This window comes from Sphingomonas sp. CFBP 13706, assembly GCF_014842355.1.
GTDB lineage: Bacteria > Pseudomonadota > Alphaproteobacteria > Sphingomonadales > Sphingomonadaceae > Sphingomonas > Sphingomonas aerolata.
The window spans coordinates 147,238-163,686 of the sequence record NZ_JACYVM010000006.1 but is presented as its reverse complement, the minus strand read 5'-3'; the positions used below and the strand labels follow the sequence as shown (position 1 = coordinate 163,686).

At 67.5% G+C, this 16,449-nt stretch carries 15 protein-coding genes; 9 read left to right on the top strand and 6 right to left on the bottom strand.

Annotated elements, in window-relative coordinates; translation table 11 throughout:
- Nucleotides 1-364 precede the first annotated feature (364 nt).
- Entirely contained in the window at nt 365-823 is a 459-nt protein-coding gene (locus IFS44_RS13215) for a hypothetical protein (RefSeq protein WP_192098775.1), read from the bottom strand.
- Nucleotides 824-1,166: 343 nt separating this feature from the next.
- On the opposite strand from IFS44_RS13215, the gene IFS44_RS13210 reads away from it, so the two are divergent.
- Nucleotides 1,167-1,418, top strand: a complete 252-nt coding sequence (locus tag IFS44_RS13210) for a hypothetical protein (protein WP_192098774.1) — start codon at nt 1,167-1,169, stop codon at nt 1,416-1,418.
- The gene (locus tag IFS44_RS13205) at nt 1,415-1,750 is read left to right on the top strand and encodes a hypothetical protein (protein WP_192098773.1); all 336 of its coding nucleotides are present in this window, start codon (nt 1,415-1,417) and stop codon (nt 1,748-1,750) included. The genes IFS44_RS13210 and IFS44_RS13205 overlap by 4 nt, the downstream gene beginning before the upstream one ends.
- A 149-nt stretch (nt 1,751-1,899) precedes the next feature.
- Here the strand turns inward: IFS44_RS13205 and IFS44_RS13200 are convergent, their stop codons facing one another.
- The 4 genes from IFS44_RS13200 to IFS44_RS13185 form a co-directional block, all read right to left on the bottom strand.
- Nucleotides 1,900-2,466, bottom strand: a complete 567-nt coding sequence (locus IFS44_RS13200; RefSeq protein WP_192098772.1) for a hypothetical protein — start codon at nt 2,464-2,466, stop codon at nt 1,900-1,902.
- A gap of 167 nt (nt 2,467-2,633) precedes the next feature.
- On the bottom strand, nt 2,634-4,760 hold the full coding sequence (locus IFS44_RS13195; protein ID WP_192098771.1) for a topoisomerase DNA-binding C4 zinc finger domain-containing protein: 2,127 nt from the start codon (nt 4,758-4,760) through the stop codon (nt 2,634-2,636).
- Between the two features lie 32 nt (nt 4,761-4,792).
- Complete coding sequence (locus IFS44_RS13190; protein ID WP_192098770.1) at nt 4,793-5,548, bottom strand: protein phosphatase 2C domain-containing protein; 756 nt, start codon at nt 5,546-5,548, stop codon at nt 4,793-4,795.
- Between the two features lies 1 nt (nt 5,549).
- Nucleotides 5,550-6,230, bottom strand: a complete 681-nt coding sequence (locus tag IFS44_RS13185; RefSeq protein ID WP_192098769.1) for a vWA domain-containing protein — start codon at nt 6,228-6,230, stop codon at nt 5,550-5,552.
- 996 nt (nt 6,231-7,226) lie between these two features.
- On the opposite strand from IFS44_RS13185, the gene IFS44_RS13180 reads away from it, so the two are divergent.
- Nucleotides 7,227-8,234, top strand: coding sequence for a hypothetical protein (locus IFS44_RS13180; RefSeq protein ID WP_192098768.1), 1,008 nt, complete (start codon nt 7,227-7,229; stop codon nt 8,232-8,234).
- Nucleotides 8,235-8,241: 7 nt separating this feature from the next.
- On the opposite strand, the gene IFS44_RS13175 is transcribed toward IFS44_RS13180, so the two are convergent.
- Complete coding sequence (locus tag IFS44_RS13175) at nt 8,242-9,297, bottom strand: hypothetical protein (protein WP_192098767.1); 1,056 nt, start codon at nt 9,295-9,297, stop codon at nt 8,242-8,244.
- Nucleotides 9,298-9,826: 529 nt separating this feature from the next.
- On the opposite strand from IFS44_RS13175, the gene IFS44_RS13170 reads away from it, so the two are divergent.
- From IFS44_RS13170 to IFS44_RS13145, 6 genes are all read left to right on the top strand, one after another.
- Nucleotides 9,827-10,384: a hypothetical protein gene (locus IFS44_RS13170; protein ID WP_192098766.1), complete on the top strand. Its 558-nt coding sequence runs from the start codon at nt 9,827-9,829 to the stop codon at nt 10,382-10,384.
- A 319-nt stretch (nt 10,385-10,703) separates the two neighbouring features.
- Nucleotides 10,704-11,030 carry a hypothetical protein gene (locus IFS44_RS13165; protein WP_192098765.1) on the top strand — a complete coding sequence of 109 codons (327 nt, stop codon included), beginning with the start codon at nt 10,704-10,706 and terminating at the stop codon, nt 11,028-11,030.
- Nucleotides 11,031-11,314: 284 nt separating this feature from the next.
- Complete coding sequence (locus tag IFS44_RS13160) at nt 11,315-12,148, top strand: hypothetical protein (RefSeq protein ID WP_192098764.1); 834 nt, start codon at nt 11,315-11,317, stop codon at nt 12,146-12,148.
- 264 nt (nt 12,149-12,412) lie between these two features.
- A complete protein-coding gene (locus tag IFS44_RS13155) occupies nt 12,413-12,940 on the top strand; it encodes a hypothetical protein (RefSeq protein ID WP_192098763.1) in 528 nt (175 codons plus the stop codon).
- Nucleotides 12,941-13,284: 344 nt separating this feature from the next.
- Entirely contained in the window at nt 13,285-15,471 is a 2,187-nt protein-coding gene (locus tag IFS44_RS13150) for an integrase (RefSeq protein WP_192098762.1), read from the top strand.
- Complete coding sequence (locus IFS44_RS13145; protein ID WP_192098761.1) at nt 15,471-16,430, top strand: ATP-binding protein; 960 nt, start codon at nt 15,471-15,473, stop codon at nt 16,428-16,430. Before IFS44_RS13150 ends, IFS44_RS13145 begins: the two co-directional genes overlap by 1 nt.
- Nucleotides 16,431-16,449 lie beyond the last annotated feature (19 nt).

Here is a 16,449-nt window from a genome sequence, read left to right as displayed (position 1 = left end):
ATGGCACGCGATAGCGGAGCATGTTCCCGCCGCCTAGACACCGTGCGAATCGTGCTCGCGGCTCCCGTCGAGCTCAACCGGAACGGACGGCCGTGATTTGCCCGGACACCGCTCGACAGAGGTTCCGGGAGCTGGCCTGAAGAGTTTCGGACGCCGTACGAAGTCGTACGCCCAGGTTGCGGATTTCGAGATCGAAAGCACCCATTCCCAAAGTGATCATTCCCGTTTCTCCGTGTCCGTCCGCCCTACTGGGCTCCGATGCGGTTCGTTTTGAGAACAGGTAGCCGCGGCCACGCGGCGTCATCGGATGCGGACATCGCGGTGGTGGTCCCCGTAGATCCTGAGGGTCGGTCGACCCGCTCGATCATGCTCGCAGGATCGAAGCCCGGACCTGTCCCAATCGGGAGCGTAGATCCCGGGAGGCCGCTGCCACGATCGAACGCCGGAGCTCGGCCTCGTTCTCGGTGAACAGCTGCACGGACCGCGCAAGCCGTCGGGTTCGCAGAACCGCAACGCGGAGAACGACGGTCCAGCATCCTCGTCGGTCGAGCGTGACGTTCCCCACTCCGTGACAAAGAGTACTGCGGAACTCGTCGTGCTCGCGGAACCGTTCGAGGGCCGTGGCCGCTGGGCGGCCTTCCCCCTCGAACGGACACCCGACGCCGATCATCGCCTGCAACGCGTCGAGTCTCTGACCGACCAGATGCGGCAACCGCACCAGGATGCCCCTGCCCTCGACCTCCGCCAGCACCGCGAGGCATTCCGTCGTCGCGGCTTCGGCCCGGACGAAGGCGTCGATGCAGGCACCGCGCCATTCGTTCACTCTGGCCGTCGCCTCTTGAAACGGCTGGGCCGGGAGATCGGACGGGACCAAAGGCGAGAAGGCGTTCACCCGGACGGCATGCCATGCAGTCGTTTAGAAACGGTATCTGGCGCAAGGGGTACGAGCCCGCCGGGACAACGGCGCTCGGCCGCGGCCGTCTCGCTTGACGGCCGAACTCGCCGAGAACGTGCGACCGGCGCAACGTGTAGGAAGCGGGGTGGCGCATGACCGCATCGCGACTGAATCCGGATGTCGGCTACGTGGTGCCGGTGATCGAACCGGAGCGGAATCGGATGGGTCCGTTGCGTTGCGTCGGTCGGCGATCCCTGACATCCTCCGACGCATGCTGACAGAAGACCCGACATACCCGCCCAGCCCGTCGGTCCGCGGACGAACTTCGATCACGGTGCACGTCGCGCCGGATCAGCTCGCTGCCATCGACGAATGGATCGAGGAGGACGGTGCGCGCTTCGACCGGTCCGAGGCCGTGCGTGCGCTGGTCGACCACGCCCTCGGCCGGACGGTCGCATCGAGAGGCGTGCCGCTTCTGCCGCCACGCCTGCGCTCGCTCGACGACATCGATCCGCCCGCATGACCGAGGAAGCACGTCCGGCACGTCACGCCGATCCCACTCTGCTGGGGCTCGCGGAGCTGAACGCGACGATGAACGATGCGGCCACCGAATCGGAACGCCGGTCCTGGTGGGAGATCGTGCAGCGGACCCAATCGTCGCTGGACGGGGACGCCCGCGCCGCGAAGGCCGATCACGACGCCATCCGCCGTCTGCGCGATAGCGTCACCGAGGTCTACAGCGCGCTGAACGGGAGGCTGTACCCGGACTATTCGGGCGCGAAGCGGGCGATCTCCGGAATGCAGCGCGTTCTCGAAGCCCGCACCACCGGGTTCGACGGCTATCCTCTCGGCTGAATTCGGTCGCTCCACCGGCGATCTCAGCTTCGCGACCGACGTCAGACGTCATACTCCTGACGGCCAGGGCCGACGGGAGCGTCCGCTGCGCCGGGCCGCAGGCCATCGCCGCAGCAGCCCTCCCGGGAACGGTCGGCATACCGCCGTGCTTACGATCGACGCAGGTCGCTCGACGCGCTGAACCGCCGTCCGGTCTCATTCGACGCGAGAAACCAAGCGCGCCGAGCCCGGCTGAACACACACGGACGCGGGATGCACGATGAGCGCTTCGACCGACTCCGAACACGACGTTCCGGCGGCTTCACGTAGACGTGATGGACCGTGGTCGCCGACAGACGGGACACCTCGCGCGCATGCTCCTTCTCCTTGCGCATCCGTGCGTCGGCGGCTCGGTCCCTCGATGCGAGCTCGGATTTGAGCGCGGCGTCCAAAGAACGCTGCTTGTCGCGCTGACGAGAAGCGTTGCCGACCAGCTTGTCCTGAGCGGCGGCGGCCTTCTTCGCAGCGTCGACCGCCTTCCTGTCCTCCGCCTCCGCACCGCGAATGTTCGTCGCGATCGTCGAGGCTGACCTACTGCCGGCGGCGGACCGGCGCTTGGCGTTCGCGGCGGCGATCGCCTTGGCCGCGTCGCCCTGATGACGGGCCAGCTCCTTGCTCAGGGTCGCCCCGTCCTTCTGCAGTCGGACGAGTTCCGACCGGTACGATTCCGATCCCATTCCAGCCCTCTCGCATCCGATGCAGCCTCTGGCCGCCGGTACCGAACGTAGTGGGGCCGATGCCTCATGCAACACGCGGCGTTATGGCGGTTCGGCGAAAGCCGCCTGCGAGCCTGACGGCACGAATTTACCTCGGAAGCCGGGAAGGACCGACCGGCGGGCGGAGATCAGATCGTCCTCGTTCCCTGGCATCGTGGGTAGGCGGCACAGCCCAGGAACTGCCTTCCGGGATTGCGTCCCTTGCGTGCCGTTCGGACCAGCATGCGTCCTCCGCATGCGGGACACGGCGACGACGACGGCGGCGGCTTCGGACTGCCCGCTCGCGCCTGGGGTGCGGCGTGAGAGGGAGGAGCCGGCACCGGTCGCGGCGGGGACGGACTCGGAAGTGCCACGTTCGGCACGGGTACCCCCAGCGCCCGGAGATCGGCGAGAGCCTGCTCCCTCTCCCGATGCATGCGCGCGACGACGGGATCGACGACGTTCTTGAGCGTCGCCACGTTCGCCGCCACCGATCTCAGATCGCCTGCGCCCCGCAGCAGCTTGACCCGGTGCGCCGCCGCCCGGTCCGCGGCGCTCTGTCTGATCCGACGCAGATCGTCGGTCTCACGCGGCGAATGCTGGGCCCGGTACGCGAACCGGGCGGTCAGATTGCGTCGCCATTCCAACAGGGGTCTCGCCGTGACCGGGCCGAACCCCGGCACCGCTTCGATCCGCGCCGCGACCACGTCCGCTGCGGTGTCGATGCCGTAGGACGCCAGCCCCGCCAGCTTCGCCGGCCCCACCCCCCGGATCGCCGCCCGCCTTATCGGGAAGGTCTCGAGGAAGTCGTGCAGCTGCGCATCCCGTCGGTTCGCCTCGTACTCGGCCGTGTGCCGTGCCACGTCCTGCGGCAGCCCGATCAGGTCGGCCTTCGCATCGTCGAGCGACGATCTGAGTTGCCGGGCCTCCTCGAACCCGATCCTTCGACGCCAGTCCGAAAGGGCGCCTTGGAACGCGGTCTCGGCTCTGACGTACCTGTCGGCGAACCGCGAAGGTGGCCGGCTCTTCTGGAAAGCCGCCACCAGCCCGAACCAGCCCATGGGCACATAGACGATCCAGAGCACCGGCTTTCCGATCAGGACGGCTATGGCCGCCAGGAGCAGCACCACGCCGACGCCCCGGCCCTTCCAGAGTTCGCGGCGGAAGCCCGCGACGTCGTCGCTCGGATCGGCGGCGATCGACGGCAGCTGCGGTTCGACCGTGGCCGGATCCGGCAGGCGCACCGCCTCGATGGCCGCCCAGACCTGACCGAGATTGAACCCGGCCGCACCCGGATCGGCGACGTCGCCTCGTCCGCCGAGCGTGAACGAGGGGAGGAACAGCAGGATGCCTATCTGCCGCTCCATCCTGCACCAGACGCAGGAGCCCGGCACACCCGGATGGTAGTGCACCTCGTTCGTGCCGCAGCGGTTCAGTCCGCCTTCGAACTCCTTCAGCATCGCGACCCATTGCGCAGCCGTGGGGCGCGGCGCCGATCCTGCCGCGAACGCGGCCTCGAACCCAGCGCGGATGGGTGCGGGAAAATCCTCGAGGCGCGCGGTGCCGGGCGGCGGCGACATGCCGACGTCGCGGAGCGTGGAGTAGGCGAAGCGCCGCTCGGCGATGGCGCGCTCGATCGGCATGTCCCCGCCGGAGTATCGCCCGACGTAGGGATGCCGGCCCATGAACAGGAGCTGGAACAGGACGACGGCGAGGCCGAAGGCGTCGTGATCGGTCGTACGGACGATGCCGCCCAGGCTGCGGCCCTGCAGTTCGGGCGGCGTGTATTCCGGAACCCCGACGCGACAGAGATGATCCGATCCGAACTGGAAGCTGTCCGCGTCGATCAGCGCCGCCACGGCCTTGTCGGAGATCAGGATGCCGGAATGGTTTATGTCCCCGATGACCGCGCCGAGGTCGTGGACCTTTGCGACGCCCTTCGCGATGTTGAGCGCCGCCCGTACGGTGAACCGGTAGTCCGCCTTGGGAAAATGGATCTTGCGCGAGCCCGGGGAGTACAGCTCGTGAAGCGAGGTGTGCCCCTTCACCAGCCGCATGACGAATCCGGCGAAGCGCCCCTTGTCGGTGGTGACCACGGCTTCCGGGAACGCCACGAGATCGGATCCGGCCGAAAGCCGCTTGGCGACCATCGCCCGGACCTTCGCTTCGCGCTCGGCATCGGGCGTACCGTAGATCTTGACCGCCCGATCGGGATCGTCCGCGAGCGCGTACACCTCGCCCTCGCCGCCTCTGCCGATCATCTTGCCGACCCGCATGGGCCTTCCATCCGAATGCAGCAGCGACGGGGTCATCGCAGGCAGGCGAGTATCAGCGTCTTGTCGTCGTCGGTCCGGGCGTTGACCGCCGGAGAAGACAGGTAGTCGCCCAGCTTCGTCGACAGAGGCAGGTTCCATCCGGAGACTTCGGCCGCGGCGACGGGTTTGCTCATTCCCGAGAAGAAGGGGGCGTGAGCCCGCTCCGCGGCGAAGTCGAGCGCGAGGCGTTCGATGCCGTCGGTGAACGCCGCGAGGCGATCCACCGCGACGGCCTCGCGCGCGATGCGGACCTGAGGACCGCCGTCGTCGGTCAGGAAGAACGTCGTCGACGCGTACTCGCCCTGGGCGGGCCAGCTTACGGCCCGCCAGGCGCCCGTGGCGGCGTCCCGCACGACGGCGGCACCGTCCCCGACGTGCACCACGAGCGTATCCGATCCGTTCGAGATCATCATGACGACCGTCGTGGCGAAGTCCCTCGGTACGAGCTCCCGCCGCCGGGCGGCCGCGGCTATGCGGTCGCGAGCGAGATCGATCCAGTCCCAGACGTCGTCGTCGCTCGGCCAGCGACCCTCCGCCAGCACATCGCGCGCGCACCGGGAAAGGACGCGGGCGGCGATCGCCGACCCCGCCCCTCCACGCGCCGCGCTTCCCGCCCCGTCGCAGGCGACGAGAACCACCGTATCGGACGCTGCGACGAACAGCGTACGGAACGCGTCCTGACGCTTCTCTCCGAGCCGCTCATGCGAGGTTCCACGCCGCGAGGCCGCGGCCCAGGTCCAGGACGGCACGTCAGTCGGCCATCGCCCAGCCGTTCGGCGCCGTGGGGTTGGCCAGTGCCACCCCCGGATCCCCCGGATTGGACCGGGACACCGCGCCGAGGGAGTTCGAGAGCCAAGCGAACAGTTCGCGGAAGGCCAGGCCCTTCAGTCGAAGCGGCTGTCGGACGGCGATCTGCGAGAGCCTGCTCATGTCGGCACCGTCGACGCCCGCCGCATAGAACATGAACTCCTTGCGCTCCTCGCCGTGCCGTACCAGCTCAGCCGCCTTCTCCCAGGAATCGGTCGGAGCGCCGTCGGTTATGAGAAATATCCACGGGCGGTAGAACGACACCCCGTTCTCGCGGTAGGTGCTCTTGCGCTCGCGCAGCATCTCGATGCCGCGTTCGATCGCCTCGCCCATGGGGGTCAGACCCGACACCGACAGGTGCGGCGGATAGAAAGTCGAGGCGGTCGTGAAGTCCACGATCCTCTCCACCGGTCCGAAGGTCACGACCCCGACCTCGACGCGCTTGGCGGCGAGAGGATCGGCGTTCAGCTCGTCGCGGAACGACTGGAGTCCGGCATTCAGCTCCTCGATCGGCCGACCGTTCATGGAGGTGGAGGTGTCGAGCAGCAGCAGGCACGGACACCGCGGTTCCGTATTCTCCGCGAACTCGGCCGCACCGAACGGCATCTGATCGAAATCGGTCATCCTAACCCCTGAAAAGCACGTTACGAGTTCGTCACGACGACAGGCTAGCAGATCATTTGCCCGGCGAAAGACGCTTCCGCAGCCCGGTGTCGGGGCGAGCCTGCCTTTTCCACCAGCCGCGTTAACAAATCGAACTCGCTCCGGCAGTCTCGTGGCGGCGGGCAGGTCGCGAGATCATGGCGGTCACAACTTGCGAAAGGCCTGTTCCCGGTTCGCAGGCCCTCGTCAGGAACGGCATCGGCTGGCGGATGCGTCCGATGCTCGTGGCCACGATAGCGATGCACAGGGAGTGGAACGGGGAGATGGCGTCGGACGAATAACGCGTGGCGCGTGGATCACGCCCCCCGGCGGGGCCGGTCGTCGACCGGATCCGCGACATCCCCCTGACATCGATGTAAACATCGCGCGGCCCACGTGCCGCCTCGCCGCTCGTCGTTCCACTTGGGGACGCTGAACCATCCCGACCCGTCCTGACGCCCATGCCGCGCCTGCTGCATGACCGGCGGCAGTGAACCTTCGATGGAAGATGTGATCCTCCGCTTCGGCTTACTTCGGCGGTTCGGCGCCCTAGATCAACCGCATCGTTCACACATCCGGCCGACGGCAGCACATCACGTATCGTAGCGGCGGGCTTCGGTACGCCCCGCGCGACACACTGGGCTACGCTTGCAGACACGGTGGGTCGTACGAAACCGGTGCATTCGGCGCGCACATGATCCGTGCACCGACGGATTGGAGGAAACGACCGATCTCGAGCGCTGCGTCGCCGTTAGGCTGCTGCTCCGGGACGCGATCGCCGAGGACCGCTCTGCTGCGGCGGCCTGCGCCCGCCTTGCTCTACGGGCGGAACCTAGGACCGCTGGCAGGAAGGTCTCGATCGCCGAGTCTCTCGTGGCGTCGGCTTTCGGTCCGCGGCGGGAGTGGGCTCCGATCGGGACGATCCATCGCATGGGGAGAGGACCGCGGCGCGATCCCAGTCTTTTGGAGGTAATTGTTATGCCGTCGCCCGATTTCAGCATGGTTGAGCCCGAACGTCGGCCCGAAGTCGCTCGAAGGATACAGGTCATCGAGAGCTTCCTCAAGTCGCCCGGCCGTCGATCCGCGGCAGCCCACGCCGCCCAGCTCGGCCTCAAGATCAGTCATTTCTACCGCCTGGTCCGGATCTGGTCCGAAAGGAAGCAGCCGCAGGAGATGGCGAAGGCGACGCGTCGCCGTTCGGGATACCGGCATGCCAAGGGGCTCGACGACGCGCAGTTGGCCCTGGTGCGCGGGACCGAGGCCGGCATGCCTGACGATGCCGTTCTCGAGCACGTCCTCAAACGCATCTACGGCCACGCCGAGGCGATGGGCATCGCTTTCCCCAGCCGTCCCACCGTACGGGCGGCGGCGGCGGCGGCTCGCCGTCAACGCCTCGCGGGACGACCGGCGGGCGTCGGTCTCGTCATCGATCACTGCGCCGTCAGGATGGCCGTGGACTGGAAGGGAACGTCCGTCGCACCCATCGCGACGCTCGTTCTCGATCTCGAGCGGCGCATGGTCGTCGGCGCCGCTCTTTCGACGTCGATGGGGAACGCGCGCTCCACGTGCCTCGCGATGATCGACGCCCTTGGACGCGTTGCCGCGGACCAGGACGTCTTCCCGGCGTCGGCGCGGCTGCCGATCGAAATGGACATCGACGAAGCGGCCGATTGGCAAGACCTGATCGCGGCCCTCGAGCGCCACGGCGTCCAGAGGACGGGAAGCGACCTTCCCCGACTGCCGGGCGGACGGCGCACCGTCGCTCTGTTGGGAAAGGACGTGAACGGCATCGGCTTCATGGCACGAACGACGCACAGGCCACCCGAGACGAGGTGCGGGATCGGCGACGTGGTCGATCTGGAAGAGGCGCAGGACTACGTCCGAGCGAAGCTGATCGGACCGCAGGACGACGCAGCCCTTTCGCGGATCCCCAAGACGTCGCGCGACGCGCTACGCCAAGAGCTACGGACTCTGGCCGGCGGGTGACCGCCGTTCATGGAGGGTAGGCCGCATCGAGCAGCTCGAGCAGCGGCTGCGGATCGCCCTTTCCCCCGATCAGCCCGAGAGAACGAAGTCGCCGGACGATCGGCTCGTTGTGTCGGGCCACCTGCACTTCGAGCAGGATCTCCATGTCATCGGAGGACGGGGCGGGCGTCTCGGACGTCTGCTTGCGTGTAGGCACCGTCCGCGGCGTAGCCCGTGGTCTCAGTCCGAGCGCACCCACCTTCTCGCCCACCGACTCGAGCAACGCCGTACCGAACCTGCGCGGGCCTTCGAACAGGACCCTGTCCCTGCCGAGGACATCGCCGAGCCTCTTGTGGGACTGAAGCCATGGGACGGCCTCGTGCCCATGTGGTTCGGGCATCACCACCGTCAGCGAGGGATCCCGTACCGCGATCCGCAGTTCGGCGGCCGTCCGGTGCCCCTCCCTCGCAACGGTTCTCATCGGCGGGGCCTCGTTCGAGCCGGCTGCGCCCGCCGACAGGATCAGACCGCTGGCACGTTCGATCAGGAAGGCGCAGATCCGCCAGCGCGGGCCACGTTCGTCCTGGACGATCATGTCGACTGCGGACACGTCCAGTACGAACTCGTGCCCGAACCGTTGTAGCAGGACGGCGGGTTGCGCCGCTTCCGCACGCATCCGTTCGCGCTCGCGAAGTCGCATGGCCGGCAGCGATAGGACCGCGGAGGCGGCATCGGATCGATCGTCGCCGTTCCCCGGTTGCGGCGTTCCCATCGACGGCAGAGGCTTGCGCCGCGGGGGCCTGGTAGCGAAGGGCAACAGCGCCTTGACGCTGCGCTCGTGGTTCCAACGCTTCTGCAGCGCGAAGAACGTGCTCCGACCCATCCCCCCCGCCTGGATGATCGCCGGGAGATCGGCATCGGGCGAGGAGGCCTGATGCATCGCATTTAACCTCTTGATGATCTTCCGTCGACGGTCCGAAGGGAGAGACGTAAGGATGGCGCGTTCCTCCGCAGGTACGCCTCGGGGCCAGACCGATTCCAGCAGCGCATCCACTTCGGCGGGTTGCAAATCCTGCTCTTCCATATTCGCTCACTCTGTCATCAGGCAGGGGTTCGGGGCCGGCGTTCGCCATGCATAGCCTGGCGTCGTGACGACGAACAACGACCGAGGCAGTTATAGCGCGGACCGTCGGGCCGGGTCCACCGGCCGACGGGTCTCCAGTCGATGGCGTGTCGTTCTCAAGCACCCGTCAGGGCTAAACCAGATCCGACAGCACCACCGGGCGATCGATGGCCCATCATGACTTACCCTGATTGTCGACCCGCACACCGGCAGGGGAGCTGGGTCTTTGCTTGATAATGCATCGAGTGTGGCAGTGATGACGAGCATCGTCCCCACCGACGCCATGACGCGCCCAGCCGAATAGCCGGTGGCGCCGCCGATGCATTACCGTTTGCACTGGCCGCTAACATCGTGATTCGACAGCATCGAACCCGGTCCGTCAGTTCCTCCGGGCCAATCCACGTCCGATTTCGCGCTTCTCATTTTTCTTGCGTCTATCACCGTGAAGGGGGTTGAGTCTGGCCTTGACCCTTCCTAAGTTGCGGTCGTGATGATGAACGAAGACAGCAACAGCCATGACGCTCATCGTCCGACCGGGTCCATTGGTCGCGTCGGCGAGGCCTCCCCATCGACCGGCGCATCCTGCCCGGTCGCGACGGACGCCGCGCTTGCGCTGCCGACCGTGGGCCGCGTCGTGAAGATCGACGGCGAGCGCTACAGGGCGCTTGCGCACGTCGACGGTCGACTGCTCCTGGCACACGTCGCCAACGGGTCCATCTACCTCCAAGAGGAGAGTACGCCGGGGGATCTCAGGATGCCCCGGGTCGCCGTCTGGGAGGATCTGGTGCGTTCGGGTCGCGTCGAGCCGGTCCCGACCCGGACCGTTGCGTCCGACCCCGTTCCGCCGGTCGCGGACACGCCGACCGAGAAGGGCAACGTGCAGTGCGATCTTCTTGATCGCGCCGGCGTACCCAACGGCGCAAAGGCGATGGCGATCTGGCTCCACGTCAACTGGAGTCCGTCCCTGGCCGCGACCTACGGGCCGCACGATTCCGTCCACACGCTTCGGCGCTGGCGCCGCCTTCGCCGCACGAAAGGAGTCGCATGACCAACCACACGCTCCACCTGCTCGCCAGGAGCGGACCATCGGTCCGCCCCAGCGGCACGTTCCGCAGCGACCGGCCGCCCAGATAGCGGCTCCGGCAGTCGGCCAATCCCCCGGGCGGATCCGCTCCGCGACCAGCCATACGGGACGACACGGCGAGATCGCAGCAAGCGATCGCCGTTCAGTCCGGGCCAGGAACGCAAGCGGTCACCCCACTCGTCCACGGCCGGTAGATCCTGCCACCCACGTCCACCGTGCCCGACTGAGGGGTTCCGCCACGCCACCGGCCTGCTGGAACCCCTCCCCCCCCAAGGAGCATCTCATGTCCGATCAAGTCGAAGCCTTCTCGCTCGATGCCTTCGCATCGATCACCCCCGAAGCTCGGAGGATGGACGCACAGGAGCGTTCGGACTTCGAGAGCTGGATCGACGAGCAGGCAGCCGCCGCACGCGCCGGCGTCGAAGACATGTTCGCGACGGGCGTCCTGGGCTTCGGCAAGGACAGGGTGCTCGGCCCGGTCCTGATCGCGAACCGTGCCTCGATCGAGGAGCGCATCAGGGGCAACACGATCCCCTTTGGCGATGTCATCGTCGCCCTCGACACCGCAAGCAGCGACGTCTGGGCGGACTACGACTTCGACCAGACCTGACGAACCGCCGTGGCGCCGGACCGCGGCCCTCGCCCGCTCGATCGGCGAGGGGGGCGGGCACCGGTACCGACCACGACCGGCATCCGCGATGCGGAACACCGCGACCTCGAACATCGAAGTCCACCCTGCGACGACCGCGAACGACGCCCGCCCGGCACCGCCGGCACGAGGCACCGCGAGCGCACCTTCCACGAACGCTCGGCCCGATCGCGGCCTCAGCCCTGCACGACCGCCCCATCAGGCGAACGAAGCTCGATCAACGAGCACCCTCAAGGAGCCAGCACATGAGCACCATCGCATCCCGCATCGTCATTCCTGACGTGTTCGACGCCCTTCCCGCGAGGTGCCGCCGCGGCGGCGGCCGCGCTCACGAACCGTACTGGACCACCGCGACGCCGGAGATCGGCGAAGCCGAATTCCGGTCGGCGGCGTTCGGCGCCCGGTCGATCGAGCCCAAGACGATAGTCAACTTCGGACGCAAGCGGCTGACGTTCTCGTATCTCAGCGCGAAGACCGGGACGGGCCAGCAGGGGGAGGGACCGTGGGAATACCTGCTCGCCAAGTACCTCGAAGGCGAGCCGACGATCGTCAAGTACCAGTTCCACGGCATCGAGACCGTCTGGACGAATGGCGGTACCGTCCTGCGGTCGTACGGTCCCGACGCGACCTGGGTCGATACGAACGGCACGATCACCTGCGCCGAGGTCAAGGCGAGCGACGGCTACTTCGCCGAGCCCGACACGCACGTGCTGTGCAACGCCGCGGAGGAGGGGCTGGCGTCGATCGACGTGAGCTTCGCCCGCATCACGGGCGACGCGCTTCAGGCCGATCGCCGGCGCGCGTACAACGTCGCCACCGTCTTCGCGGACCGGTTGACGAGCGTGTCCGAGAAGCAGGTGGATCTCGCGCGCGACCGATTGGCGGGCGGGGACGTCGCTCTCGGTCGCCTCGGCGAGATCCTCGGGGCCCGGCCCAGCACCGCGCTGCAGACGATCAACGCGCTGATGGTCGGAAGGCATCTTGCCTACGACCTGTCTGAACCGGCGACGCCCGACATGCGCATCTCGGCCGCTCCGGCGATCCTGCGCGCGACCGACATCCACTCCATAGGCGCCTGAGCCTCCAAGCTTCCGAGCGTCGCGACGCCGCTCGCCGACCGTCCGGTCCGACACCACCGGACGGTCCATCGTCTCCGGCCCCGCGACCGGCGCCGGAGATCGGTTCCACGCTGCATCGGGTCGGACGCCACCGCCCCGCAGCCGCTTCGTGATGCCGGTCCACGAGACCCGGATCCGTCACCTGCGCTCCGCCGGCTCCGGCCGGCCCTCGGGTCGACCACCCAACGGGGCGCAGCCCCCTCCCCTCCCGAAAGGACCTGCACCATGCCCAATCCGCTTCTATCCAAGTCCCCCCCCCGGGGCGCGGACACACAGACGATCCGGATCCTGTCGGATCACGGCCTGTGTGCCGGTGCCGAGTTCCTTCACGGCGACACGCGCGTCAGGCTGGAGAGGGTGGATCAGGACGGCAACGCCGACCTCCGCAGCCTGCGCGCCGATTCCCTGCTGTCCGTCCGCAACCCGGACGGCTCGTCGGGACGCACCACCACCGAGTGGATGCGCACCGAATACGGCGCGGGCCGACTGACGGCCATCGGGCCGATCCCGGAAGGAGGCGGAGAACGGCAGGCGCGCGTCATGCGACTGACCACCACGGCCGCTCACCTGACGAGCGGCAAGGCGAAGTGGCGGAAATCGTTGAGCCGGCGTGCGACGATGGACGCCGTCAAGAAGACGGACGGCGCATGCGACCACTGGCTCGCCGCGCACTTCGGGCGCGTGAAGGGCGATATCGCCCATCCGCGTCCGAGCGGTTCGTCCCTGCGGCGGTGGATGCGCCGCCTCGAGTAGGGCGAGACCGTGATCGGCTTGCTGGTGCCTCAGACCGGACGCCGAAAAACCGGTCGCAGGTCGAGCCTGAAGTCAACGCCGCCGCTCGCAGGCGTCGATCCACTTCCATTTCGAGCCAGGCATCGGCCGGGTCATGGTTGAATCCTTCATGAGGGACATGATCGGCGCGCTGAACGGTCAGCCGCCGCCCCTCCTCGATGGCCACATGGCCACCGCGCCGGACGCCACGCCGTAGCCCGGCATGTCGCGCCCGATCCTTGCTGCTCGTCCAGACGACCTTTGACCGCTTCGAAGTTGGCCCCTGCCTCTCCCAAAGCTTCCTCCCGTTCTGAAAGGAATGCACGATGACCAATCCGCTTCTCCCCAAACCGACCGGTCGGAGGCCGGATGCCCAGACGATCCGGATGCTGTCGGATCACGGCCTGTGCGCGGGCGCCGAGTTCCTCCACGGCGACACGCGTGTCAGGCTGGAGAGGGTCGATCACGACGGCAACGTCGAACTCCGCAGCCTGCGCACCAACTCGCTGCTGTCCGTACGCAACCCGGACGGCTCGCTGGGACGCACCACCACCGAGTGGATGCGCACCGAATACGGTGCGGGACGACTGACGGCCATCGGACCGCTTCCTGAAGGTGCCGTAGAACGGCAGCGGCGCTTCCTGCTGCTGGACGAGACGATCGCATCCCTGAAGGACGACAAGGCGAAGTGGCGGATGTCGTTGAGCTGGCGTGCGTCGATCGACGCCGTCAAGAGCACGGACGACGCGTGCGAAGCCTGGCTCGACGCGCATTATGGACACGTGAAGGGCGACTTCGCCCATCCGCGCCCGAGCGGATCGTCGCTGCGGCGCTGGATCCGCCGCCTCGCCAAAGGCGAGAACAGGATCGGCTCGCTGGTGTCGCAGGCTGGACGACCCAGGAACCGCTCGCAGCTGGAGCCCGAAGTGGACGCCGCCGTCACGCAGGCCGCACTCTACTTCTATTCCGGTGCCGGGATCAGCCAGGTGATGGCGGAATCCTTCATGGGCGACCTGATCACCGCATTGAACGCGTCCCTGCCGTCCGGCCGGATCATCCCCTACAAGGATCCGTCCCGCCAGACGCTGCGCCTGCGCATCATGAAGCTCGAATGCTACGAGACCTGGGCACGCAAGCACGGCGCCAAGGCGGCGGACCGCAAGTATCGGGGAGCCGGCGAACCGATGCTGGTCGATCACGTGCTCGAACTCGGGCTCATGGATGCGACCCAGCTCGAACAGATCGTCGTGTTCGACGAGGACTGGCAGATCCCCGCGCTGAAGCTGCGCATCGTCGCGCTGATGGATGCGGTGTCCCACGCGATCTTCGGCTGGAACGTGTATCCGGGTCCGAACCGCGCGGAAGCGACCGCGCAGGCGTTCCTCCACTGCATGGAGACCGACAAGTTCCCCGAGCGGATGGTGCAGCTCTACCCTGCTCTGAAGCTCGTGTTCGGCCGCTTCGCGGCTGTGCTGCCCGACAACGAAAAGGCGTTGATCGGGCCGGAGACGATCGCCGGCTACAACGCGGCCGGAACGACCGTCATCCCGGCACCGGTCGAGATGCCGAGCGCGAAGGCGGCCTTGGAGAGGTTCTTCCGGACCCTGAAGGAAAGCCTGGCGCAGCTGCCGGGCACGTTGATGGATCCGCGCCGTGCCACCGAGTTCGGGTTCGCCGAGGCCTCGGCCGCAGCGGAGCTGACCATGCATCAGCTGCGCGCCATCGTCTCTCAGGTCATCGCGCAGCACAACGTCAGTCCGTCCAAGGGCCTGCAGGGCAGGTCGCCGATCGAGGTCCTGGCCAGTCGCGTGGCGACGAGGGCGACGCCCGCGTTCGAGGATACGAGTCCCGTACGGGCCGCCCTCGCCCGATCCTTCCGTGTCGAGATCACGCGTAACGGTGTGGAGAAGGACGGGATACGCTACCGCGACGCCAGTGCCATCGACAGGATCCTGGACAACAACAAGGGTCGGCTCGGGGCATCGGGAAAGAGCAACGGGTTCGAGATGACGGCCCGCCGCAACGACGGGGACATCGACAAGTTGGAGGTGTACGACGAGGAGGACGGCGTCTGGGTGCCGTTGCGATCGACCCAGCCCGCCTACACCGCCGGCCTGTCGTTCTGGGAGCATCAGCAGTACACGCTCGCCGCCAAGCGCCGTCGCGAGGACTTCGGCAGCGAACGTGCGAAGCTGGCCTCAAAGTCCGAGACGCGGCGGCAGATCGAGGAGATGCTGCCCACCGCCGCCTTCCGCCGCAAGTCAGCCATGACCTCGCTGGCCTTGGCGCCGCAGGTACAGAAGCTGAACGGCGGACCGATCATCCTGCCCGAAGGCGTCGAGGTGGCGCCCCAGGGCACCGCCGACGCGCACGTCGCGCGCCCCGATCGAACGGATCGGCGCCCCGGCGTCGGCTTCGACCCCAAGACGATCGGCCAGGCCAAGGGCCCGGCGGTATCCGACGATGCCGATGGGGCCGATTGGGACGATGCAGACTTCCAGGGAGACGAATGATGGCCCGCACCGACCTCACCCCGGTCTCGCCTCTCACCGGCTCGGCCCGGCCGGACTACGAGACGAACGGCGAACGGACGGCGCACGCCGTCCGTCTCATGCTCGACCTCTACGTTCCGACCGCGAAGCAGGAGGCGCTCATCAGCAAGGTGAACGCCTTCACGAACGCGTGCTCCGGGATGAGCGGCGTACCGTTGCCCGGCCGAGCGCTGTCGGAGCCGTCGCAGGCCGGCAAGAGCAGGACCATCGCCGAGATGGCCAGGCGGCTGAACGCCGTGACGCCGTGCAATCCGCGACGGGTGATCCACCTCGAGCTGACGGAGCGGATAACGGTCAAGATGCTGTACCAGAGGATCCTGGTCAAACTCGGTGATCCCGAGGCGCTCGGTCGGTACAGCGTCGAGATCCTCCGCCAACGCTGCGCCGAGCTGCTCCCCGCGGTGGGGACGAACCTCCTGGCGATCGACGAGATCCAGCTTCTCGGAAAGCTCACCAACGACAACTACGAGGTGGCGGACGCGCTGAAGTCGATGCTCGATACTGGGATCGTCCCGATCCTGTTCTCCGGCAACGAGAAGGCGAAGAACATCTTCGAGGTGAACGAACAGCTCAGGGGGCGCCTTGGCGTACCCCTCGAACTGATGCCCGTGAACCCCAGGCTCCTCGCCGACCGCAAAGCGCTCAAGACGTTCGCCGATGCGCTCGACGTCGCGATCACGGCGTCGGGCCTCGTGTCCCCTTCCGGCCTCGGCGAGTCGCAGGTGCTCCGGCAGCTTGGAAAGGCGGCGGGCGGATACACGGGCCGGTTCTGCAGGATAGTGGGTGCAGCCCTCGAACACGCCTGCGCCAGGGGCGCGGAGCGGATCGAGCCGTACGATCTGTCGCATGCCGTCAGGCATCTGGCGATCCCCGCGCGGTGGGTCGGTAAGAACCCCTTTCCCGAGCCCGACCGGTGGTGAAGCCGCCCTCGCCCCTGGT